Source organism: Ruegeria sp. THAF33, from assembly GCF_009363615.1.
GTDB lineage: Bacteria > Pseudomonadota > Alphaproteobacteria > Rhodobacterales > Rhodobacteraceae > Ruegeria.
The window spans coordinates 856,602-877,458 of sequence record NZ_CP045384.1 but is presented as its reverse complement, the minus strand read 5'-3'; the positions used below and the strand labels follow the sequence as shown (position 1 = coordinate 877,458).

At 59.0% G+C, this 20,857-nt stretch carries 19 protein-coding genes; 6 read left to right on the top strand and 13 right to left on the bottom strand.

Annotated features, from left to right (window positions below; genetic code table 11):
- From upp to FIU92_RS04445, 7 genes are all read right to left on the bottom strand, one after another.
- Positions 1-633 (bottom strand): uracil phosphoribosyltransferase, encoded by a 633-nt coding sequence (upp, locus tag FIU92_RS04475; protein WP_152457415.1) that lies wholly within the window; start codon positions 631-633, stop codon positions 1-3.
- Complete coding sequence (locus tag FIU92_RS04470; RefSeq protein ID WP_152457414.1) at positions 630-1,616, bottom strand: adenosine deaminase; 987 nt, start codon at positions 1,614-1,616, stop codon at positions 630-632. The genes upp and FIU92_RS04470 overlap by 4 nt, the downstream gene beginning before the upstream one ends.
- Entirely contained in the window at positions 1,613-2,824 is a 1,212-nt protein-coding gene (locus FIU92_RS04465; protein WP_152457413.1) for a phosphopentomutase, read from the bottom strand. The genes FIU92_RS04470 and FIU92_RS04465 overlap by 4 nt, the downstream gene beginning before the upstream one ends.
- Entirely contained in the window at positions 2,821-4,128 is a 1,308-nt protein-coding gene (locus FIU92_RS04460; RefSeq protein WP_152459833.1) for a thymidine phosphorylase, read from the bottom strand. The genes FIU92_RS04465 and FIU92_RS04460 overlap by 4 nt, the downstream gene beginning before the upstream one ends.
- Before the next feature lie 4 nt (positions 4,129-4,132).
- A complete protein-coding gene (locus FIU92_RS04455; protein WP_152457412.1) occupies positions 4,133-4,525 on the bottom strand; it encodes a cytidine deaminase in 393 nt (130 codons plus the stop codon).
- 92 nt (positions 4,526-4,617) lie between these two features.
- Entirely contained in the window at positions 4,618-5,721 is a 1,104-nt protein-coding gene (locus FIU92_RS04450; RefSeq protein ID WP_152457411.1) for a cupin domain-containing protein, read from the bottom strand.
- Positions 5,684-6,388 (bottom strand): hypothetical protein, encoded by a 705-nt coding sequence (locus FIU92_RS04445; protein ID WP_152457410.1) that lies wholly within the window; start codon positions 6,386-6,388, stop codon positions 5,684-5,686. Before FIU92_RS04445 ends, FIU92_RS04450 begins: the two co-directional genes overlap by 38 nt.
- A 185-nt stretch (positions 6,389-6,573) precedes the next feature.
- Between FIU92_RS04445 and FIU92_RS04440 the strand changes: the two genes are divergently transcribed.
- The 4 genes from FIU92_RS04440 (at position 6,574) to FIU92_RS04425 (ending at position 12,645) form a co-directional block, all read left to right on the top strand.
- Positions 6,574-8,847 (top strand): NADP-dependent malic enzyme, encoded by a 2,274-nt coding sequence (locus FIU92_RS04440; RefSeq protein ID WP_152457409.1) that lies wholly within the window; start codon positions 6,574-6,576, stop codon positions 8,845-8,847.
- 125 nt (positions 8,848-8,972) lie between these two features.
- Positions 8,973-9,203, top strand: a complete 231-nt coding sequence (locus FIU92_RS04435; RefSeq protein WP_152457408.1) for a hypothetical protein — start codon at positions 8,973-8,975, stop codon at positions 9,201-9,203.
- 10 nt (positions 9,204-9,213) lie between these two features.
- Positions 9,214-11,103: a propionate-CoA ligase PrpE gene (prpE, locus tag FIU92_RS04430; protein WP_152457407.1), complete on the top strand. Its 1,890-nt coding sequence runs from the start codon at positions 9,214-9,216 to the stop codon at positions 11,101-11,103.
- Between the two features lie 90 nt (positions 11,104-11,193).
- Positions 11,194-12,645 carry an amidase family protein gene (locus tag FIU92_RS04425; RefSeq protein ID WP_152457406.1) on the top strand — a complete coding sequence of 484 codons (1,452 nt, stop codon included), beginning with the start codon at positions 11,194-11,196 and terminating at the stop codon, positions 12,643-12,645.
- A 240-nt stretch (positions 12,646-12,885) separates the two neighbouring features.
- On the opposite strand, the gene FIU92_RS04420 is transcribed toward FIU92_RS04425, so the two are convergent.
- A complete protein-coding gene (locus FIU92_RS04420) occupies positions 12,886-13,647 on the bottom strand; it encodes an NAD kinase (RefSeq protein ID WP_253282455.1) in 762 nt (253 codons plus the stop codon).
- A gap of 168 nt (positions 13,648-13,815) precedes the next feature.
- On the opposite strand from FIU92_RS04420, the gene glyA reads away from it, so the two are divergent.
- Positions 13,816-15,111, top strand: coding sequence for a serine hydroxymethyltransferase (glyA, locus tag FIU92_RS04415; protein ID WP_152457404.1), 1,296 nt, complete (start codon positions 13,816-13,818; stop codon positions 15,109-15,111).
- Positions 15,112-15,383: 272 nt separating this feature from the next.
- On the opposite strand, the gene FIU92_RS04410 is transcribed toward glyA, so the two are convergent.
- A complete protein-coding gene (locus FIU92_RS04410) occupies positions 15,384-15,758 on the bottom strand; it encodes a hypothetical protein (protein WP_152457403.1) in 375 nt (124 codons plus the stop codon).
- A gap of 91 nt (positions 15,759-15,849) precedes the next feature.
- Here FIU92_RS04410 and FIU92_RS04405 point away from each other — a divergent pair, with 91 nt between their 5' ends.
- Positions 15,850-16,608, top strand: coding sequence for an alpha/beta fold hydrolase (locus FIU92_RS04405; RefSeq protein WP_152457402.1), 759 nt, complete (start codon positions 15,850-15,852; stop codon positions 16,606-16,608).
- On the opposite strand, the gene FIU92_RS04400 is transcribed toward FIU92_RS04405, so the two are convergent.
- From FIU92_RS04400 to FIU92_RS04385, 4 genes are all read right to left on the bottom strand, one after another.
- A complete protein-coding gene (locus tag FIU92_RS04400) occupies positions 16,609-16,794 on the bottom strand; it encodes a hypothetical protein (RefSeq protein ID WP_152457401.1) in 186 nt (61 codons plus the stop codon). It lies immediately after the preceding gene.
- 93 nt (positions 16,795-16,887) lie between these two features.
- Positions 16,888-17,265 (bottom strand): rhodanese-like domain-containing protein, encoded by a 378-nt coding sequence (locus tag FIU92_RS04395; protein WP_152457400.1) that lies wholly within the window; start codon positions 17,263-17,265, stop codon positions 16,888-16,890.
- Positions 17,266-17,344: 79 nt separating this feature from the next.
- Positions 17,345-18,697, bottom strand: a complete 1,353-nt coding sequence (locus FIU92_RS04390) for an HlyD family type I secretion periplasmic adaptor subunit (RefSeq protein WP_152457399.1) — start codon at positions 18,695-18,697, stop codon at positions 17,345-17,347.
- 2 nt (positions 18,698-18,699) lie between these two features.
- Positions 18,700-20,769 carry a type I secretion system permease/ATPase gene (locus FIU92_RS04385; protein WP_371419731.1) on the bottom strand — a complete coding sequence of 690 codons (2,070 nt, stop codon included), beginning with the start codon at positions 20,767-20,769 and terminating at the stop codon, positions 18,700-18,702.
- Positions 20,770-20,857: the final 88 nt, after the last annotated feature.

Genomic DNA, 20,857 nt, shown 5'->3' with positions numbered 1-20,857 from the left:
TTACTTGGTTCCAAACATCCGGTCGCCCGCGTCGCCCAGACCCGGCATGATATAGCCTTTCGAGTTCAACTCGCGGTCCAGTGCGGCGGTGACGATGTGAACATCCGGGTGCGCCTCTTTCATACGCGCCACACCTTCCGGCGCGGCCAACAGGCACAGAAAACGGATATCCGTCGCCCCCGCCTCTTTCAGCAGGTCAATCGCCGCGGCCGAGCTGTTGCCGGTGGCCAGCATCGGATCCACCGCGATAACCAAACGGTCTTTCAGGCTCTCGGGTGCCTTGAAGTAATACTGCACGGGCTTCAGCGTTTCTTCGTCGCGATACAGACCGACAAAGCCGACGCGCGCAGAAGGAACAAGCTCCAGCACCCCGTCCAGCATCCCGTTTCCGGCACGCAGGATCGACACCAGCGCCATTTTCTTGCCCGCCAGAATGGGTGCATCCATTTCTTCCATCGGTGTTTCGATATGGCGCGTGGTCAACGGAATTTCGCGCGTGACCTCATAGGCCAGCAGCAACGTTATTTCGCGCAGCAACTGCCGGAACACGGCGGTCGAGGTCCCCTTGTCCCGCATGAGCGTCAGTTTGTGTTGCACCAGAGGGTGATCGACGATGGTCAGATGTTCGCTCATGTTTTCTCCAGTCTTTTCTTGACCCGCGCGCGGGTAGCGTCATCGCAAAAGGCCGCTTCCAGGGCGGTTTCGTTCAGGGCCGCAAAATCTTCGGCCTCCCAGCCGAAAGCTGCGTTCAGCATTTCATATTCCCGCCGCATGGTCGTGTGAAAAAATGGCGGGTCATCCGTTGAGACGGTGACCTTCACGCCCGCATCACGCAAGGCCGCGATTGGATGCGTCGCAAAATCCGGGAAAAGTCCCAAAACCACATTCGATCCCGGACAGACCTCCAGAGTGATGTCCCGGTCGACGAGTTCGCGAACAAGGTCCGGATCCTCGATGGCGCGAACACCGTGCCCGATGCGCTCGACCCCCAGATCACGGACGGCATCGCGCACGCTTTGAGGGCCTCCGAACTCACCGGCATGTGTCGTCAGCCGCAACCCGGCCTCGCGCGCGCAATCGAACGCCCATTTGAAATCGCCCTGCGTGCCAACGGATTCGTTTCCACCCATGCCAAAACCGGTGATCCAGTCGCCCGCAGTCTCTGCCGCGCAATAGGCGCTGCGCCTGGCTTGATCGGGGCCGAAATGGCGCACACAGGTAATGACGCCGCGCAGGGTGATGTCAAACTTGCGCTCGGCCTCGTCCGCCGCTTCCTGAATGGCGTTCAGATAGTCCCGCCAGGCGTGCAGGTCGCCGCCGCCACAAAAATCGGGGCTCAGAAAAGTCTCAGAATAGACGACACCGTTTTCGGCGCTTTCTTCGAGAATGGCCAATGTCAGCCGCCGGAAGTCTTCGGGCGTCTTCAGGACTTCGCAAGCCACTTCATACACATTCAGGAAATGCGCGAAATCGCGGAAATCATAGGATCCGTCCGGCTTGAAGATACCGCTCAGGTCCACCCGTTTTTCATGCGCAAGCTGACGTATGAAGGCCGGGGGGGCGGCGCCTTCGTGATGCAGGTGCAGTTCTATTTTCGGCAGATCGGCGACGCTCATAGAAAGTTCCTTCCCGGCCCTTGCGCCGGAATGTTCAGGTGATGGGCGATGCTGGCGGCAATATCGGCAAAGTCTACCTGGCCGATCTGCCCCGTGCCCGACCCGGAAATCAGAACCGGCACCTGTTCACGTGTGTGATCTGTCCCGGTCCAGCTTGGATCATTGCCATGATCGGCGGTCAACACCAACAGGTCGCCGGGGCGCAGCCTGGCCAGAATCTTGCCGATCTCGTGATCGAACCATTCCAATGCTCGGGCATAGCCGCTGATATCGCGGCGGTGGCCGTAAAGGCTGTCGAATTCAACAAAGTTGGCAAAAGTCAGGCTGCCCTCTTCGGCGTCATCCACCAGATCTGAAAGGTGCCGCATGAGTTCAGCGTCCGACCCTTTGCGCAGCGTGTCGATACCCTGCATGGAAAAGATGTCGCCGATCTTGCCCACCGCGTGCACCTTCCGCCCGGCATCCTGCGCCCAATTGGTCAGAACCGGTGCGGGCGGCAGAATGGCGAAATCCTTGCGGTTGGTTGTCCGTTCGAATCCCGCCTCTGGCGAGCCGACAAAGGGGCGCGCAATGACACGGCCCACTTTCATCTCGTGCAAGCGCGGTGCAAGGGCGCGGCACATACCCAGCAAACGGTCCAGTCCGAAACTCTCTTCATGGGCTGCAATCTGAAACACACTGTCGGCTGAGGTGTAGCAGATCGGCCAGCCGCTTCGCATATGCTCGGCACCCAGTTCGGCGATGATCGCCGTGCCCGAGGCGTGGCAATCGCCAAGGATGCCTTCGGTCCCGGCGGCCTGGGCCGCTGCGCGGCTCAGGTCCGCAGGGAAAGCCGGAACCGTATCCGGGAAATAGTGCCAATCCCACGGCACCGGCAGACCTGCCAGTTCCCAGTGGCCCGAGGGCGTGTCTTTGCCGGGCGAATGCTCGCGCGCGCAGCCCCACAGCCCATTGGGTTCGGCGTTCAATCCGGGGGTTGCGTCCCCAGACGCCAGTCGCGCAGCCGCACCCAAACCCAGCGCGTCGAGGTTCGGCAGGTTCAAGGGGCCCGAGCGCCCGTCTTCGGCCCGCCCTTCGGCACAGGCCTGCGCGATATGGGCCAGCGTATTTGCCCCACTATCCGGAACGTCGCCATTGAAAAAACGATCGGCATCAGGCGCACCGCCTATTCCGACGGAATCCATGACGGCTAGAAATGCGCGGCTCATACGCTGATCCTTTCATGGATCAGATCCGGAAGCGTCGGAGCCGTATCGCTGATCTCAATCGCGCTCAACACGGTTTCTGCGGCTCGGCGCGCGGCATCTTCCCGAGCAGCGTGGATCACTGCAATCGGCGCGCCTTTTGACACGCGATCCCCAAGCCGAAGAATACTGGATATGCCGACGGCGGGGTCGATCTCATCACTTTCGACCTGACGGCCACCGCCCAGCGCAACCACGGCAAGACCCAGAGCTTCTCCGTCAACGGCCGAGATGAAGCCGTCCCGCGGGGCCGGAACCTCTTGGATGACATTCGCCTCAGGCAGGAACCGGGCCCAGGTATCGACAAACTGAACCGGGCCACCGACCGCTGCCATCATGCGCCCGAACCGTTCGGCAGCGCGGCCGTCACGGATGATTTCAAAGATCTTCTCACGCCCTTCCTCAACCGTTCCGCAGAGCCCCGCATCGGTCAGCAGGACGCCTCCCAGCTCGGCGGAAATGTCTGCCAAAGGCGACGCATTCGACGTGGTCAGCACCTTCATCACTTCCGCGATTTCCAAGGCATTGCCCAACGCCGGGGCCAATGGTTGGTTCATATCCGTGATAACCGCCGACGTGCGGCATCCTGCTGCGTTTGCGGTCTGGGTCAATGCGGTGGCCAATTTGCGGGCATCTTCCATCGTTTTCATGAAAGCACCGCTGCCGGTTTTGACATCCAGAACCAGCGCGTCCGGGCTGGCGGCCAGCTTTTTGGACAGGATCGACGCTGTGATCAGATCCAGGCTCTCGACCGTCGCGGTCACATCCCGCACCGCATAAAGGCGCTTGTCTGCCGGCGCGATCTGGCCGGTCGCCCCGACGATGGCCGCGCCGGTTTCGCGTAAAATCTGCGCAAGACGGTCCTGCCCGATCTGAGTGCTGACCCCCGGTATCGCCTCTAGCTTGTCCAGCGTTCCGCCGGTATGCCCAAGACCCCGGCCCGAGATCATTGGGACATACGCCCCACATTCCGCCAACGCCGGAGCAAGAATCAGACTGACGCTGTCCCCGACCCCTCCGGTCGAGTGCTTGTCGATCACGGGCCCGTCCACGTCCCAGGTCAGAACGTCACCGCTGTCGCGCATCGCAATCGTCAGATCCGCACGCCCCCGAGGGCCCAATCCGCCCATGCAGACAGCCATGGCGAATGCCCCGGCCTGCGCGTCGCTGACGCTTCCGTCCGCAAGCCCCTGCGCAAACCAGATCAGCTCCTCGCGCCCGGGCACTTCCTGCCTGCGTAGTTTTGCTATGATCGAGCGGGCATCCATGCGTTCAGACATCCTCCATATGTGACGCGTCGAATGCGCCCGGCAACAAATCCCCGATGGTTGTCTCGAATTCAGCGCCGTCCACGGTTGCAAGGGTAACCTTCACATCGCGCTTGCCAAACTCGGCCAGTTTCTGGCGACACCCACCGCAAGGCGGCACAGGCTGAGGGCTGGAGGCGACCACATAGACCTCGGTCAGTTCCTGCTCTCCTGCGGCGACCATCGCGGCGATTGCGCCGGCCTCGGCACAAGTGCCTTCGGGATAGGCCACGTTTTCAACGTTGCACCCGGAAAAGATCTGACCCGTCGAAGCCCGAAGCGCTGCGCCAACCTTGAAATTCGAATAAGGCGCATAGGCGTTTTCGCGGACTGACAAGGCAGCGTCTTTGAGCGACATGGCGATTCCCCGTTTTTTGATCATCTGGTCAGAAATTTGGATCGTTACGTAAAAAGGCCGAGGAATTGAAGCCCCCAGCCAATGTTTTTCAGTCAACCCAGTGTTGTCGTGAACGTACCGGGCAAGGTGACTTCCAGCAACTCGATGTTGTCCGAGGGCGAGGACAAGCGCGTGCGCATCCCGGGCGGGATGACAAAGGCGTCTCCTTGCTCCAGCCGGTAGGGCTCGCGCCCCTCGCCTTCCAGTGTAACCGCCCCGTCCATCACGAAGGTAAAGTGAATGTCCGTATCATGACTGGCCCATTCGGTATCGCCCTGCCCTTTGCGGACGACCTGGACGCCGGCGACCCCTTTGGTGTTCTCGGCAATTGTCGTATCGCGGCAGATGTAACCTGGAAGACGGAATGGCACCCATTCAGCATCCTTGGCCTGGTTGTAGACAAAGCGTTGCCCTTGCCATTCACGGTCCGGGCGAAAATGCGGCGTGGGAAGCTGCATGTCATGGTCGATTTCCGTGACATGCTCCGCTGGCACACCTATCTCGATAACCTGAACATTGTCTGACGCCTCGAGCACGCGGTGACGAATTTCCGGCGGCTGGATAAAGCAATCCCCTGAGGTCAGGCGCATTTTTTCTCCCTGATCCTCGTAGACGACATCCACCCAGCCATGAATGCAGAATATCAGCTGGAAACCGACTTTGTGAAAATGCACCATATCGGGCACCGGGCCCCCGTCCGGGATGCGGATATGGCTGGCGATGATCGATCCGCCCAGACGATCCGGCACCAGATCGCGATAGTGCATCCCCGCCCGGCCGATGATCCAGGGCGCCTGATCCTTGAGCCTGCGCACCACGAAGGAATGAACCGTTTCAGGCATCACCAGCGGCGGGTTACGCTCTTCGATTTCGATCCGGGTCCCATTCGGCGCGACAAGAACGCGTTGGCCATCTGCAAAGCTTTCCGGGTCATCTGTCAGGATGCGCAATGTTCCCGGACCTTCGGGCGCGTCTTTTTCAATCCGCAGCCGCAGACCGTGCCCTGAAAACACTGCGACGCGCGGATCGTCCGCGGGATAGATCATGTCCATCTGCATCCCCAACACCTTGGTATAAAAGGGGATGTCGTTTCGAATTTCCTGGGTAGGCAAACGAAATTCAGCTTGGGTCCGGGAAGGCTCGGATGTCTTTGTCATGAGATGTCTCGTCAGAATGCGATTTTGACCATCCGATCAGAACAGAGGCCAAAATGCCAATCGAAAAGAACATCTCGAGCGTTTCTTCCATCACGAAAAGCCGCGTCTTCATAACTGACGACAAAGCTTCGCCGTGCAGCCCGGCGAATTCTTCAAGAAGCTGAGCGATGACGGCAAGACAGCCGGCCGCAATGAACACGATCATATAAGGCGCGCACCGCTTGACAGCACGCCATCCCGTCGGGATCCCATGCCAGATGAAACCGCCCAGGACAACGCAGGCCAGCAAGACCCTGACCAGAGTGACGTCCAGCACCGAATCCAGCCCGTCAAGGATCATGAACGGCAAGCTGCCTTCAGGATAAACGCCTGCTTCCAGCTCTCGCTCGGCCAACAACAGGAATGTCAGCCCGATATACAGCCGGGTGACACCCGGATATCGCCACAAAGCGGCCACACCCGCTGCAAACAAACACGCCGCGGAAATTGTTTCAAACAACCCGCCTTCCTGATTGAAAACCAGTGCCTGTTCTGGCCAGATGCCAACAGCACCAAGAAGCACAACACTTGACAGCACCGCAAACCAAAGGGTGAGCCGCACAACTCCGGTATCCGCCACAGAACCGGAGAACAGGCCATCGACCTGATCATTTGCCTTGAAAGTCATTACTGCTTCGTCTTGCCTGAGTGTTTGTTCGTTTTGCAAAGTTGCCTAGATGTAAAAAAAATATGTCAAAATTCAACCCATTTCGGGTGTGCAACTGCGCCACGTCGGCAAAATTACGCAACGTAGCCAAGCTTGGACGAATAGTTTAATGTTAAATCAAATTCTAAGAGGGAACTGAAACTTCAATGTCTGACACCCCCAGCCTGCGACAGGCCGCGCTTGACTATCACGCCCATCCGAAACCCGGAAAACTTGAGATCAAGGCCACGAAACCGATGGCCAACGGTCGCGATCTGGCGCGCGCCTATTCGCCCGGCGTGGCCGAGGCCAGCCTTGAAATCAAAGCCGACGCCGCAAACGCGGAAAAGTACACGGCGCGCGGCAACCTTGTCGCCGTGGTATCCAACGGCACCGCGGTTCTTGGTCTGGGCAATATCGGAGCGCTAGCCTCGAAACCGGTGATGGAGGGCAAAGCCGTCCTGTTCAAGAAATTCGCTGGCATTGACTGTTTTGATATCGAAGTAGACCAGTCTGATCCGGAAAAGTTGGCGGATATCGTCTGCGCGCTGGAACCGACATTCGGGGCCATCAACCTGGAAGACATCAAGGCACCGGATTGTTTCATTGTCGAAAAGCTGTGCCGCGAGCGTATGAACATTCCCGTTTTTCACGACGATCAGCACGGAACCGCAATTGTCGTCGGGGCTGCGGCCAAGAACGCTTTGCATGTGGCGGGGAAATCCTTTGCGGACATCAAAGTCGTATCAACCGGCGGCGGGGCTGCTGGGATTGCCTGCCTGAACATGCTGGTGAAACTGGGTGTGAAACAGGAAAACATCTGGCTGTGCGATATTCACGGGCTCGTCTACGAGGGGCGCGCCGAGGATATGAACCCGCACAAGTCGCAGTTTGCGCAGAAAACGGAATTGCGGACTCTGGATGATGTAATCGGCGATGCGGATCTGTTTCTGGGCCTTAGTGGCCCGAATGTCCTGAAGCCTGAAATGGTTCAGAAAATGGCCGATCGTCCCATCATCTTCGCACTGGCCAACCCAACGCCAGAAATTCTGCCTCAGGCCGCGCGTGAGGTTGCACCGGACGCAATCATCGCCACGGGGCGCAGCGATTTTCCCAATCAGGTCAACAACGTATTGTGCTTTCCGTTTATCTTCCGGGGTGCTCTGGATGTGGGCGCGACCGAGATCAATGACGCAATGCAGATCGCCTGCGTTGACGGCATTGCGGAAATGGCCCGCGCGACAACAAGCGCCGAGGCGGCAGCCGCCTACAAGGGCGAGCAACTGACCTTTGGGCCGGATTACCTGATTCCGAAACCTTTTGATCCGCGTTTGGTGGGTGTCGTCTCATCTTCCGTTGCCAAGGCAGCCATGGAAAGCGGCGTCGCTAAGCGCCCCATTAAAGATCTTGAGGCCTATAAGGAAAAACTCAACCAGTCTGTTTTCAAGTCGGCGCTTTTGATGCGCCCCGTATTCGAGGCCGCAGCCGTCGCATCCCGTCGCATCGTATTTGCCGAAGGCGAAGATGAAAGGGTGCTGCGGGCTGCACAGGCTATTCTTGAGGAAACGACGGAAACGCCGATCCTGATCGGACGTCCCGAAGTCATCGAATCCCGATGCGAAAAACTGGGCCTGACCATTCGCCCGGGCACAGACTGCCAGATCGTGAACCCGGAAAACGATCCGCGTTACTACGATTACTGGAGCTCGTATCATCAGATCATGCAGCGCCGAGGTGTGACCCCGGATCTGGCCAAGGCGATCATGCGCACAAATACAACCGCCATCGGCGCGATCATGGTGCATCGGGGCGAGGCCGACAGTCTGATCTGCGGCACGTTCGGCGAATATCGCTGGCATCTGAACTATGTTGAACAGGTGCTTGACGATGGCAACCTGCGTCCGCACGGCGCGTTGTCGCTGATGATTTTGGAAGACGGCCCCCTGTTCATCGCCGATACGCATGTCCGGCAATTGCCGACGCCCGAAGAACTGGCGGAATCCACCATTGGCGCCGCGCGGCATGTTCGCCGATTTGGGATCGAACCCAAGATCGCATTCTGTTCGCAATCGCAATTCGGCAATCAGGCGGAAGGATCGGGAAAACGCCTGCGCGCTGCATTGGACATCTTGGACCAGAAACCGCGCGACTTTGTCTATGAAGGCGAAATGAACCTGGATGCGGCCCTTGATGCGGATCTTCGGGCGCGGATTTTTCCGGGTTCTCGCCTACAGGGCGCGGCAAATGTGCTGATCTTTGCTCATGCGGATGCGGCCAGCGGCGTGCGCAATATCCTGAAAATGAAAGCGGACGGGATCGAAGTTGGCCCCATTCTGATGGGAATGGGCAACAAGGCGCACATCGTCACCCCATCCATTACCGCACGCGGATTGCTGAACATGGCTGCCATCGCGGGGACCCCGGTGGCGCATTACGGGTAAGCCGGCCGCCCGACGCCCAAAACCGCATCCCCTACGGGGGTGCGGTTAACACAATTCTCACCTTTTGACTGCTATATGCCGTTGCATCTCCGTGGGAGCCATAGGGCACGCGGAAGAAGGGCGAATTGGCATTGCGCCGAGTCGCCTCGGACGTGATCTTTTGCACGGTTGAATTTGCAAGTTTGCAAAATGGCCTATTTGGCGCAGAAAATCCAATGCTGGAAAAGAAGTTTGCAAAAATTTGCAAGCTGTTGCGCGAATTACTGCAAATATTTTGCGATAAACTGACGCGTCGTCATTTGACGCGCTTGCCCGATAGTTTTCTGGGTCCTAACACAAAGACCAAGTCGTTGTGAGGAGGACGAGATGGCGTATCAGGACGTTTATAACAGTTGGAAGAAAAACCCCGAAGCGTTCTGGATGGACGCCGCCAAGGGGATCGATTGGGTCAAGGAACCCAGCAAAGCTCTGTTCGACGACAACGCGCCTTTGTATGAATGGTTCAGCGACGCACGGGTCAATACCTGCTGGAACGCCGTGGATCGCCACGTGGAAAACGGGCGCGGCGAGCAGACCGCCATCATCTATGACAGCCCGATCACCCATACCAAGCGCGAGATTTCATATGTCGAGCTGCGCAACCGCGTGGCCAATCTGGCCGGTGCGCTGCGGGCAAAAGGTATTGAGAAAGGTGACCGCGTCATCATCTACATGCCGATGATCCCCGAGGCGCTTGAGGCGATGCTGGCCTGCGCACGTCTGGGCGCTGTGCATTCCGTTGTGTTCGGCGGATTTGCCAGCAACGAACTGGCAGTCCGTATCGACGACGCCAAACCCAAAGCCGTCATTGCGGCGTCCTGTGGTATGGAACCTGGCCGGGTCGTGCACTACAAGCCGCTTCTGGACGGCGCCATCGAACTTGCCGAGCACAAGCCGGATTTCTGCGTCATCTTTCAGCGCGAACAGGAAGTTGCGCAGTTGATCGAAGGGCGTGACTACAACTGGCACGGGTTCCAGTACGGTGTCGAACCGGCGGAATGTGTTCCCGTCGACGGAAACGATCCGGCGTACATCCTGTACACTTCGGGCACCACGGGGGCGCCCAAGGGCGTCGTGCGCCCCACTGCCGGGCATCTGGTGGCACTGAACTGGACCATGAAGAACATCTATGACGTTGATCCCGGTGATGTATTCTGGGCGGCGTCCGATGTGGGTTGGGTCGTCGGACATTCCTATATCTGCTATGCCCCCCTGATCCACGGCAACACGACGATTGTGTTCGAAGGCAAACCAGTCGGCACCCCTGATGCGGGAACCTTCTGGCGCGTGATCTCTGAACATAAGGTGAAAAGCTTCTTCACCGCCCCTACGGCGATCCGTGCCGTGAAACGAGAAGACCCCAAAGGCGAATTGATCGCCAAGTATGATCTGTCTCATCTGCGGGCACTGTATCTTGCGGGGGAACGGGCTGACCCCGACACCATCATCTGGGCGCAGGATGCGCTGAAGGTTCCGGTGATCGACCATTGGTGGCAGACAGAAACCGGATGGGCCATCGCCGGAAATCCGCTGGGCATCGAAGAGCTTCCGATCAAGCTGGGTTCGCCCGCGAAACCGATGCCCGGCTATGACGTGCAAATTCTCGACGAAGGCGGCCACCCGATGAAAGCCGGCGAACTGGGGGCCATCGCGGTCAAACTGCCATTGCCTCCGGGCACCCTGCCGACCTTGTGGAACGCCGAGGAACGGTTCAGGAAATCCTATCTTGAACATTTCCCCGGGTATTATGAAACCGGCGATGCCGGCATGATCGACGAGGACGGATATCTTTACATCATGGCCCGCACCGATGATGTCATCAACGTCGCGGGTCACCGTCTGTCGACCGGGGGGATGGAAGAAGTGCTTGCCGCTCACCCGGATGTGGCCGAATGCGCGGTGATCGGTGTATCGGATCAGCTAAAGGGTCAGATGCCCGTTGGGTTCCTGTGCCTGAATGCCGGTGCTGATCGGGATCATGGCGACGTGGTTCAGGAAGTCGTCAAGATGGTGCGGGAAAAGATCGGCCCGGTGGCGGCCTTCAAACTGGCCGTCGTCGTCGACAGGTTGCCCAAGACACGTTCGGGTAAAATCCTGCGGGGTACGATGGTGTCGATTGCAGACGGTCAGGATTACAAAATGCCTGCAACGATCGATGATCCAGCCATTCTGGACGAGATCAAAGAGGCCTTGCAGACAATCGGTTACGCCAAGTAATCCGGGGGGCGGCATTACCCGCCCATTTTTTTGTCTTCTCTTGCAACCGGAAGCAGCCCCTCTACTGTCACGTTAAGACAGTGAGGACCCATGACACAGACCGATATCTGGCGTCTCAGCGCCACAGACCTGACCACCCTGACAAGACGCGGCGACCTGAGTGCGACCGAGGCGGTTCGGGCCTCGATCGAGCGAATGGATGAGGTCAACCCGGATTTGAATGCGGTTGTGGAAGACCTGCGCGAGCAAGCGTTGGAACGTGCCGAAGCGCTGGACAATGCGCGGGCTGGCGGCAAACCCACGGGTCCGCTGCATGGCGTGCCGGTCACGATCAAGGTGAACATTGACCAAAAAGGCCATGCCACAACCAACGGTGTCGTCGCATTGAAGGATGTGATTGCACCGGATGACGCCCCGGTTGTGAGCAATCTGCTAAAGGCCGGGGCTGTTGTTGTCGGGCGAACCAACACGCCCGAGTTCTCTTTCCGCGCCGACACGGACAATCCGCTGTATGGCCGTACGCACAACCCCTGGGGGCGGCATATCTCGCCCGGCGGCTCTTCCGGTGGGGCTGGCGCTGCGGTCATGGCCGGAATCGGCGCGCTGGCCCACGGCAACGATATCGGCGGCAGCCTGCGCTTTCCCGCGGCGGCCAACGGAGCCGTGACAGTGAAACCCGGGCTGGGGCGTGTCCCGGCATGGAACCCAAGCCAGAAGGTCGAACGCGGTTTGCTGGCGCAGTCGATGTCAGTTCAGGGCCTGATTACCCGGTCGGCCGCTGACCTGCATCTGTCCATGCCCAGCCTGATCACCGCCGACGCGCGTGACCCGTTTCACGTGCCGATGCCCTGGCGTGGTCCTGATCCCGACGCGCCCGTCAGGGTGGCCTTCACCAAGAGCACATTCGGCTATGGCCTGCACCCCGAGGTGGAAAAAGCGCTCGACACGGCACGGGATGCGCTGACCGATGCGGGTTATGTGGTGCAAGAGATTGAACCGCCTGATGTATTTGAATGCGGTCGGATCGGTTACCGTACCCTGATGGGCGAAGTGCTCACGCTCATGCAGTCAGATATCGAAGCGGCCGGTTCGAAAACCATTCAGAATATCTTTGCGGTCTATTTCCAGGAATTCCCGCCTATTGTCGAAACCGAGATGGTTCAGATGCTGGCCAAGCGAAGCCACTATGCGCGGGAATGGTCCCTGTTTATGCAGGATTACCCTTTGGTGCTGTCGCCTTTCCTGCCACAACCGTTCTTCAAACCTGACCGGGACACCGAAGGCGCCGATGGAGTGCATGAGGTTCTGGGGTGCGCCGTTTATTCCTATGCGATGAACTTTCTGGGCCTGCCTGCGGCATGTGTCCCGGCCCGGCTGGCTGAATTGCCTAAGGGCCCCCAGCCGATCAATGTTCAGATTGCGGCACAGCGTTGGCGCGAAGATCTGGCGGTGGATGCGGCCGCGGCAATCGAGGCACGCGTGGGGCAAATGTGCCTGCCGCTTTGGGAAAAGTCAGAGTTGCTGGGCGGCTGCAAAAAATAGACCCCGGGACATTGTACCCGGGGCCCGACTGCTAAAATAAGCCCGGATTTCTGATGACGAGCGTAGCACCACCCACCCTCGCCAGCGCAAAATCTGCGCAATCATTCGAATACGCCGTTCAGGTGGCCACTCACTCCCACCTTGGCGTGTTCTCCGGGCAGTTTCACATTAGCCAATTGCCAAAAGATTCCCTGTGAACTGCTTCACACAGTTTCAAAAAATCCTCGCAGAGACGCAAATTTATGTGAATTGCTCGGAAATCAGTCGTTCTTCCAAACCGTGCCCGGGGTCGAAAAGAATGCGATGTGAAATCGTAGGCTCGGACCGGATTTCGACCCAGTCAATGTCTGGGAAAGCTACGGAATCAGCGGCAACGATAACGGGTCGCTTGTCCGCATCCAGCACATCGAACCGTACCTTTGCGATTTTTGGCAACAAGGCACCACGCCATCGGCGGGGGCGGAATGCGGCGATTGGGGTCAACGCGAGAACGTCCGAACCAATCGGCAGAATAGGCCCGTGTGCCGAGTAGTTATACGCCGTGGACCCCGCCGCTGTGGACAGCAGCGCTCCATCGCATACAAGTTCATCCATTCGCTCGCGGCCATCAACGCTGATCTTCAGCCGCGCGGCCTGCGGGCCTGCCCGCAACAATGACACTTCGTTGATCGCCAACGCCTCGTGCAGCTTTCCGGACTGATCCATCGCCCGCATCGCCAGCGGATTGATGACCTCTTCCTCGGCATCCTCCAGGCGGGCCATCAGGTCGTCTTCGTGATACTCGTTCATCAGGAACCCGATTGTGCCACGGTTCATCCCATATACCGGTGTATCAAGATGCTGCATGTTGTGCAGGGTATGCAACATGAAGCCATCCCCCCCAAGAGCAACCACAACATCTGCGTCGCGGGGCGCCGCATTACCGTGTTTGGACACCAGAGCATCCCGGGCCGTTTGCGCCACTTTGACCTCACTGGCAAGAAAGGCGATTCTTTTTTTCATGTTTTCCGGTTTCCGGTGCTGCACATTTGGTTCCGAAACAAACATACCTTTCCCCGATAGGCCAGTCTTGACGCCGCAGCGGGCCAAATCGTCGCTTTAAGCCTTTTGCAAATGTGGCGTTTCCGATAGGAAATCCGCAAGATTTTTATCCAGCCATGTGGAGCGCCCATGAACGCCAATCTTCGTGATACCGGATTTTTCACCCAGTCCCTTTCTGATCGTGATCCCGAGCTTTTTGGCTCGATCACGTCGGAACTGGGTCGTCAGCGCGACGAGATCGAGCTGATCGCGTCCGAGAACATCGTCTCTGCCGCCGTGATGGAGGCGCAGGGCTCGGTGATGACCAACAAATACGCCGAAGGCTATCCCGGCCGCCGCTATTATGGCGGCTGCCAGTTCGTCGACATCGCCGAAAACCTGGCCATCGACCGCGCCAAGCAGCTGTTCGGCTGTGAATTCGCCAACGTGCAGCCCAATTCCGGCTCTCAGGCCAACCAGGGCGTGTTTCAGGCGCTGATCAAGCCCGGCGACACCATTCTGGGCATGAGCCTGGATGCCGGCGGTCACCTGACCCACGGCGCCCGTCCGAACCAGTCGGGCAAGTGGTTCAACGCGGTGCAATACGGCGTGCGCCAGCAGGACAACATGCTGGATTACGATCAGGTCGAAGCGCTGGCGAAGGAACACCAGCCCAAGCTGATCATCGCCGGCGGTTCGGCCATCCCGCGCCAGATCGACTTTGCCCGCATGCGTCAGATCGCCGACATGGTCGGTGCCTATCTGCACGTGGACATGGCGCATTTCGCCGGTCTGGTCGCGGCGGGCGAGCATCCCAGCCCGTTCCCGCATGCGCATGTGGCCACCACCACCACGCACAAGACCCTGCGCGGCCCGCGCGGCGGCATGATCCTGACCAATGATGAAGATATCGCCAAGAAAGTGAACTCGGCCATCTTCCCCGGCATTCAAGGCGGCCCGCTGATGCATGTGATCGCGGCCAAGGCCGTGGCCTTTGGCGAGGCGCTGCGGCCCGAGTTCAAGGACTATGTCAAGCAGGTGATCACCAACGCCCAGGCACTGTCGGATCAGCTGATCAAGGGCGGTCTGGACACGGTGACCCACGGCACCGACACCCATGTGGTGCTGGTCGACCTGCGCCCCAAAGGCGTCAAGGGCAACGCCACCGAGAAAGCCTTGGGTCGCGCGCATATCACCTGCAACAAGAACGGCGTGCCGTTTGACCCCGAAAAGCCGACCATCACATCGGGCATCCGTCTGGGGTCGCCCGCCGGCACCACCCGCGGCTTCGGCGAGGTCGAATTCCGCCAGATCGCCGACTGGATCATCGAAGTGGTCGACGGCCTGGCCGCCAATGGCGAAGACGGCAACGGCGCCGTCGAGGCCAAGGTCAAGGCCGAAGTCGCAGACCTCTGCGCCAAATTCCCGATCTATCCGAACCTGTAACTGGTCCATCCTCCAACACGGAACGGCGCCATGAGGCGCCGTTTTTTTGCGTCAGATCCCTGAAAACGTTCTGGATCTCGCACAGCGCATATCCGGTGTTTTGGCAAGGTCTCGGGCCCAAAGGTCGCCAAGGCCATTCTGGTCAATACGCGCTTTTTCCGCCCCGACCAGCTTTTCGCGCAGCTGTTCACACCGAATCCGTGCCTTCGATGTTACCGCACACAGGGGTTTGCGCCATGTTCAGACCTTGGCGCGTTGTCCAGAATCCAAGCTCAGATCAAGCCGCGCCACCACAGAAAAACCAACAGAAGCGTCGTCAGTGCCAGCATGTTGAAGGCCAGCCCCCCCAGCAGGCCAAGGAACCAACCCCATCTGCGATCCGCAAGATTGATGGACCCCAGATGTTCCTGCACCACGTCGGACGCCTTGATCAGCTTGGGGTTGTCCAGAACCAGCCTCAGTTTGGGATGAGAGGCCATCGCCTCGGCCCGGGCCAGAATCAAGGCCTGCTTGTAGACGCGCCGCGGCAGTCGGCGCTTGGCCTTGCGGATTGATGCCTCGAGCGTCTTGTCGCGCACCCCGAGCTTTGCGCGCAGCAACACAACCGTTTCGGCGATCCGGGTCTGAATGTCTGGGTCCTGCGGCATTGGTGGCCTCCTGCCGAGGCAATCTAGCGGCAGCGTCTATGACCTACAATGGGGCTGGTCGTTTCCGGCTGTGACTTGTATCACGCGGTACATGCTGAACACCATCATACATGGCGAACCGACCGCCCGACCGCCCCTTGTCATTGCCCACGGCCTGTATGGATCGGCCCGAAACTGGGGCGTGATTGCCAGACGGCTATCAGACCAGCGGCAGGTTGTGGCCGTCGATATGCGTAACCACGCCTACAGCGCATGGGACGCTTGTCACGACTATCCCCATCTGGCGCAGGATATCGCCGAGGTCATCGAACGGACCGGCGGGACGGCAGACGTACTTGGGCATTCAATGGGCGGCAAGGCCGCGATGACACTTGCGCTGCAACACGGCGCGCTGGTGAACAAACTGGTGGTCGCAGATATTGCGCCGGTGAAATACACGCACAGCCAAATTCAATTTATCGAGGCCATGCGTGCCGTGGATTTCTCGCGCATTGCACGCCGCTCGGATGCCGAGCAGCAATTGGCCGAGCAAGGCGTTGAAAAAGCATTGCAGAGCTTCTTCACCCAATCGCTGGACATCAAGGGAAAGCGTTGGCTGCTGAACCTGGATGTGTTGGCGGACCAGATGCCAAATATCATGGGCTTTCCCGAGTTGGACGCCCAGTGGCAAGGCCCCGCGCTGTTCCTGTCGGGGGGCGAGTCAGATTACGTCTTGCCGGAACATCGGGCCAAAATCCGCGCACTGTTTCCCAGCGCGCGATTTGCCAAGATCCCCGGCGCCGGGCACTGGCTGCACGCCGAAAAACCGCGCGAGTTCGAAGCTGCCGTCAGGACCTTCCTGAACGCCTGATCAAGCGCCTTGATACAGCCGCCTGGCCACCATCCAGGATGCCGGAGCTGCGATTACGGCCCCCGCGGCCGCGGCGCCCACAATTGCGCTGACGGACACCATTCCGGCCGACAGCACGGCGATTACGGCCGAACCAGACAGAGCAGTTGCAATCAGTGAATACAGCATAGCGGCAAGGCGAAACATGGCCGGGCTTTCCTTTTTATGGCTTCCGGCCAAATATTTCACGATTCGAATGTGTTGTACTTTGATTTGTGTCAGTTTCAGACGGTTCCGAAGCTAGGATTTGGCGATTTCACCGCCCCCATTCACCCAGTCCGTCAATCCACCAAGATTGTACACCCTCTGGTATCCCATATCCTTCAGGAGTTTTCCGGCCAAAGCCGCGCGCCCGCCTGATGCGCAGTACAACACGATGGGGCGATCCTTGCACAGTTCAGGGTCATGTGATTGCAATGCATCATCTGCCCGAAACTCCAGCATGCCGCGGGGTATATGATGCGCTCCGACGGCGCGGCCCGTGTTTTCCAGCTCATTCGCATCGCGAATGTCCAACAGCAGCGCCCCCTGTTCGGTCATCGCCTTTGCCTTGGCCGTATCGATACGCTCGACCACCGCGTTGGCCGCCTCCATCATCTCTTTCACCGTCACCGGCATGTGAGTTCTCCTTTACGTCACCGCGCAGAGGTTAACATGCGAATTTTGGAAGGTGTAGACATGGAAGGAAACGCGCGTGTTACTGCTCGCGAAACGCGCGCGACATGCTGTCTGATACCGGTTTGGCGATATAGGCCGCAAAGGTGCGCTCCTCGGTCTGGATCATGATTTCTGCGGGCATCCCCGGTGTCGGAACAAAGCCGCGCACGCGCTGCAACTCATCCGGGGTCAGTGAGACTCGTGCCAGATAGACTTCCTGCGGAACACCGGTCGAATCCTCAAGCAGCGCATCGGCCGAGATATAGAAAACCTCGCCATACAAAACAGGCGTCGTGCGTTGGTTCAACGCGATCAGGCGGACTGTGGCGGTCTGCCCCGTGACGACACTGTCAATCTCGGTACGCGGAATCTGTGCCTCGATGATCAGGGGCGCATCTGCGGGCAGGATTTCGGCTATCGGTTCCCCGGTCTCAATCACACCGCCCGGCGTGTGATAATGCAATCGCACCACCGTTCCGGTTACCGGCGCGCGTACAACGGCTCGGTCAAGAACGCTGCGCGCCTGTCGGGATTTTTCACGCACGCTTTCCAGATCGGCTTCGATCACGCCCAGTTCATCCAGTGCGGCCTCACGATAGGCGGACCGCGTACGCGCGATCTGTTCGTCATATTTCAGCAGCATCTGGTTGATTTCAGCGGCTTCCGCCTGCAACCGGGCCTGCTGACCTTCGGCTTCGGCTTGCACACGACGGATCGTGTTCAACTCCCCTTTGCGGACAAGGCCCTTTTCGAACAGTTGGCTTTTGGCCTCAAATTCCTCCTGCAATATCTCGGCGCGCCGGGCCATGCTGTCCAGTTGCGCCTCAAATCCGCTGGATCGGATTTTCAGCGCTTCCATATTGCGCTCCAGCAAAGCCAAGTCATTCAGCAGCGTCTTGCGCGACACATCAAAGCTGAGCTTTTGACCATCCAGAATGGCCATTATTTCAGGATCTTCGGATGCTTCGACAAGCGCCTGCGAAAACACGAGGCGGTCGCGTTCCCCGTACTCGGCCAGCAACCGCTCGGTCATGGCCTGAAGGCGCAACTTGCGAATATGCAATTCACGCTCATTGGCTTGGGCCGAGGTCTGGTCCAGGGTCATCAACACTTGACCTGCCTGAACCGCCTGACCTTCCACAACCTTGATGTCTTCGATGATGCCGCCTTCAAGATGTTGGACAATTTTGTTGCGGCCCGTGGCCACAAAGCTGCCTTGCGCGATGACCGCTGCGGCCAGCGGGGCGCTGAAGGACCAGACCCCGAAACCACCGAAGCAAACGACAAGCAAGACCACCCCGATCACTATCAACCTGTTGATCGAGCGCGGAACCTCGGCATACCAGACTTCTGGTTCATTGGCTGAGTTGTTCACAGGTACGAGGTCATTCATGGTCAGCCCCCCTGCTGGCCTTCAATTCCAGTCTGCTTGCGCGGCCCGTTGATCTGCTGAAGAACCTGATCACGCTGACCGAACAGGGCCACACGCCCGTCCGTCAGCAGCATGATCTTGTCGACAACATTCAACAACGTTGGCTTCTGCGTAATGACGACAACGGTGATCTTGCTTTGCCGCGCCTGTTCGATTGCACATGCCAGCGCCTTGTCGCCCGCGACGTCGAGATTTGAATTCGGTTCATCCAGCACAACCATTCTGGGGTTGCCGAAGAACGCCCGTGCCAGTGCGATACGCTGCTTCTGACCACCGGACAAAGGCGAACCATCAGCGGCCACCACGGTTTCATATCCCTGCGGCAATGTTGCAATCATGTTATGAACATCGGCCAGAACGGCGGCATCGTGGATCTGTTCGTCAGTGGCATCCGCCCGCATCCGGCCGATATTGTCCTTGATCGTGCCCGGGAACAGCTGAACATCCTGCGGCAGGTAGCCGATGCTTTCGCCAAACTGGCGCGGGTCCCAGTTTCGGATGTCCATCAGGTCAAGCCTGACGCTGCCCGATGTGGGCAGAATGGATCCCACCAGAGTCTTCCCAAGCGTGGTTTTCCCGGCACCCGAATTGCCGATGATGGCCAAAGTTTCACCTGGAACCAGCGAGAACGTGATGCCGTTCAGAACCACGCGTTTGGTTCCGCCCGGTACATAAAGCAGACGTTCGACATCCAGACGACCTTCGGGCCGTGGCAAGCGCAGTTTTTCGTATTGTAGGGCCGAGGTCGACAGCAGCGCCTTGATCCGGCCGTAGGCTCCGCGCGTCAGCAGATAGCTGTTCCATCCTTCAATCGAACCTTCAATCGGCGCAAAGGCACGCCCGGCAATGATCGAGGCCGCAATCACCATACCGCCTGTGATCTCTCCTTGCAGCGCCAGAAACGCGCCCCAACCCAGAATTCCGATCTGCGTCAAAAGGCGAACGGCGCGCGAGATTGCAGCGAAGATCACGTTGCGGTCCTGCGCCCGCACCTGCCAAGTCAGGGATTGGGCAGTATCCCGCCCCCAGATCCGCACGGCCTCGGGTATCATTGCCAGAGCATTAATGATCTGACTGTTGCGAGACATCGAATCCAGATGCAGGTTCGCCATGGACTGTGCCTTGTTGGCCTCGGCAAACGGCTTGGCAGTCGTTTTCTGGTTGATCAGTGCAATCGTCATAAGAATCAACGCAGTAACCACCACGATCATGCCCAGTTGCGGATGCACCAGGAAGATCATCAGAATGAACAGCGGTGCAAACGGCACGTCCAGAAATGAAAGCAGCGTGCCCGAGACCAGAAAACCACGAAGCTGTTGCAGATCGCCCAATGTCTGATACTCGCGCCCGTTTCCATGCAGCGACGCATGGGCCGCCGCGCTCAGAACCGGTGCGCCCAGCCGGGCCGCCACTTCGACCCCGGTCCGCATGAGCATGAACCGCCGCACCGCATCAAAGGCAGACTGGAAGATCACCGCCCCTGCAACGATGGCCGTCAGCATGATCAGCGTATCCAGCGACCGGCTGGTCAGAACCCGGTCACTGATCTGGAACAGATAGATCGGGATCGCCAGAATCAGGATGTTGGTGGCGCAGGTCAGGACCAGAACAAACGCAAGATTGCGCCGGATCGCCCGCATCGAAACGCGCAACGTGCGCTGGAAGTCTTCGGGCGGGGTGCGTTTGTGGAAGGTTTGGGGTGGCCCGTTCCCATCACCGCCGCCGGAATTCGTTTGCAACAGTGGCTGGTTTGCCTTGGCCTCGATCGTGGTGCCTATGCCGTTCTCACCGGATGCGCGTGCAGAGGGGGTCTTGCGCGCAGTCGAGTCCCCGGCGGATGCCGGATCCGGGCCGTCGGCATCGGCCACCCCATTGCCGCCACCCGCCGGGTCTTCATCTTGCGCGGGTTGCGGCTGCGCACGCTGATGGGGAGGATCAGCGCGCCGTTGTTCGCGTGAGTGTTTTTGGTCTTCGGATTGCTGTGGCGCTTCGCTTTCAACTGTCGAATCTGGATCTGACTCAGACACGCGCATCTCCTGCGTCAGGTGCAAACGGGCTTTGACCCGTTGTGTCGCTGGATCTGTCCCACCGTCTGCGCGCTGGCGCTTCGGGCCCAAACCG

Coding starts and splice junctions, on each gene's coding strand:
- upp (WP_152457415.1), bottom strand. CDS start 633: ATGAGCGAACATCTGACCATCGTCGATCACCCTCTGGTGCAACACAAA.
- FIU92_RS04420 (WP_253282455.1), bottom strand. CDS start 13,647: ATGAAAAAAAGAATCGCCTTTCTTGCCAGTGAGGTCAAAGTGGCGCAA.
- FIU92_RS04465 (WP_152457413.1), bottom strand. CDS start 2,824: ATGAGCCGCGCATTTCTAGCCGTCATGGATTCCGTCGGAATAGGCGGT.
- FIU92_RS04455 (WP_152457412.1), bottom strand. CDS start 4,525: ATGTCGCTCAAAGACGCTGCCTTGTCAGTCCGCGAAAACGCCTATGCG.
- FIU92_RS04395 (WP_152457400.1), bottom strand. CDS start 17,265: ATGCCGGTGACGGTGAAAGAGATGATGGAGGCGGCCAACGCGGTGGTC.
- FIU92_RS04470 (WP_152457414.1), bottom strand. CDS start 1,616: ATGAGCGTCGCCGATCTGCCGAAAATAGAACTGCACCTGCATCACGAA.
- glyA (WP_152457404.1), top strand. CDS start 13,816: ATGAACGCCAATCTTCGTGATACCGGATTTTTCACCCAGTCCCTTTCT.
- FIU92_RS04410 (WP_152457403.1), bottom strand. CDS start 15,758: ATGCCGCAGGACCCAGACATTCAGACCCGGATCGCCGAAACGGTTGTG.
- FIU92_RS04425 (WP_152457406.1), top strand. CDS start 11,194: ATGACACAGACCGATATCTGGCGTCTCAGCGCCACAGACCTGACCACC.
- prpE (WP_152457407.1), top strand. CDS start 9,214: ATGGCGTATCAGGACGTTTATAACAGTTGGAAGAAAAACCCCGAAGCG.
- FIU92_RS04405 (WP_152457402.1), top strand. CDS start 15,850: ATGCTGAACACCATCATACATGGCGAACCGACCGCCCGACCGCCCCTT.
- FIU92_RS04400 (WP_152457401.1), bottom strand. CDS start 16,794: ATGTTTCGCCTTGCCGCTATGCTGTATTCACTGATTGCAACTGCTCTG.
- FIU92_RS04390 (WP_152457399.1), bottom strand. CDS start 18,697: ATGAATGACCTCGTACCTGTGAACAACTCAGCCAATGAACCAGAAGTC.
- FIU92_RS04450 (WP_152457411.1), bottom strand. CDS start 5,721: ATGACAAAGACATCCGAGCCTTCCCGGACCCAAGCTGAATTTCGTTTG.
- FIU92_RS04440 (WP_152457409.1), top strand. CDS start 6,574: ATGTCTGACACCCCCAGCCTGCGACAGGCCGCGCTTGACTATCACGCC.
- FIU92_RS04460 (WP_152459833.1), bottom strand. CDS start 4,128: ATGGATGCCCGCTCGATCATAGCAAAACTACGCAGGCAGGAAGTGCCC.
- FIU92_RS04385 (WP_371419731.1), bottom strand. CDS start 20,769: ATGCGCGTGTCTGAGTCAGATCCAGATTCGACAGTTGAAAGCGAAGCG.
- FIU92_RS04445 (WP_152457410.1), bottom strand. CDS start 6,388: ATGACTTTCAAGGCAAATGATCAGGTCGATGGCCTGTTCTCCGGTTCT.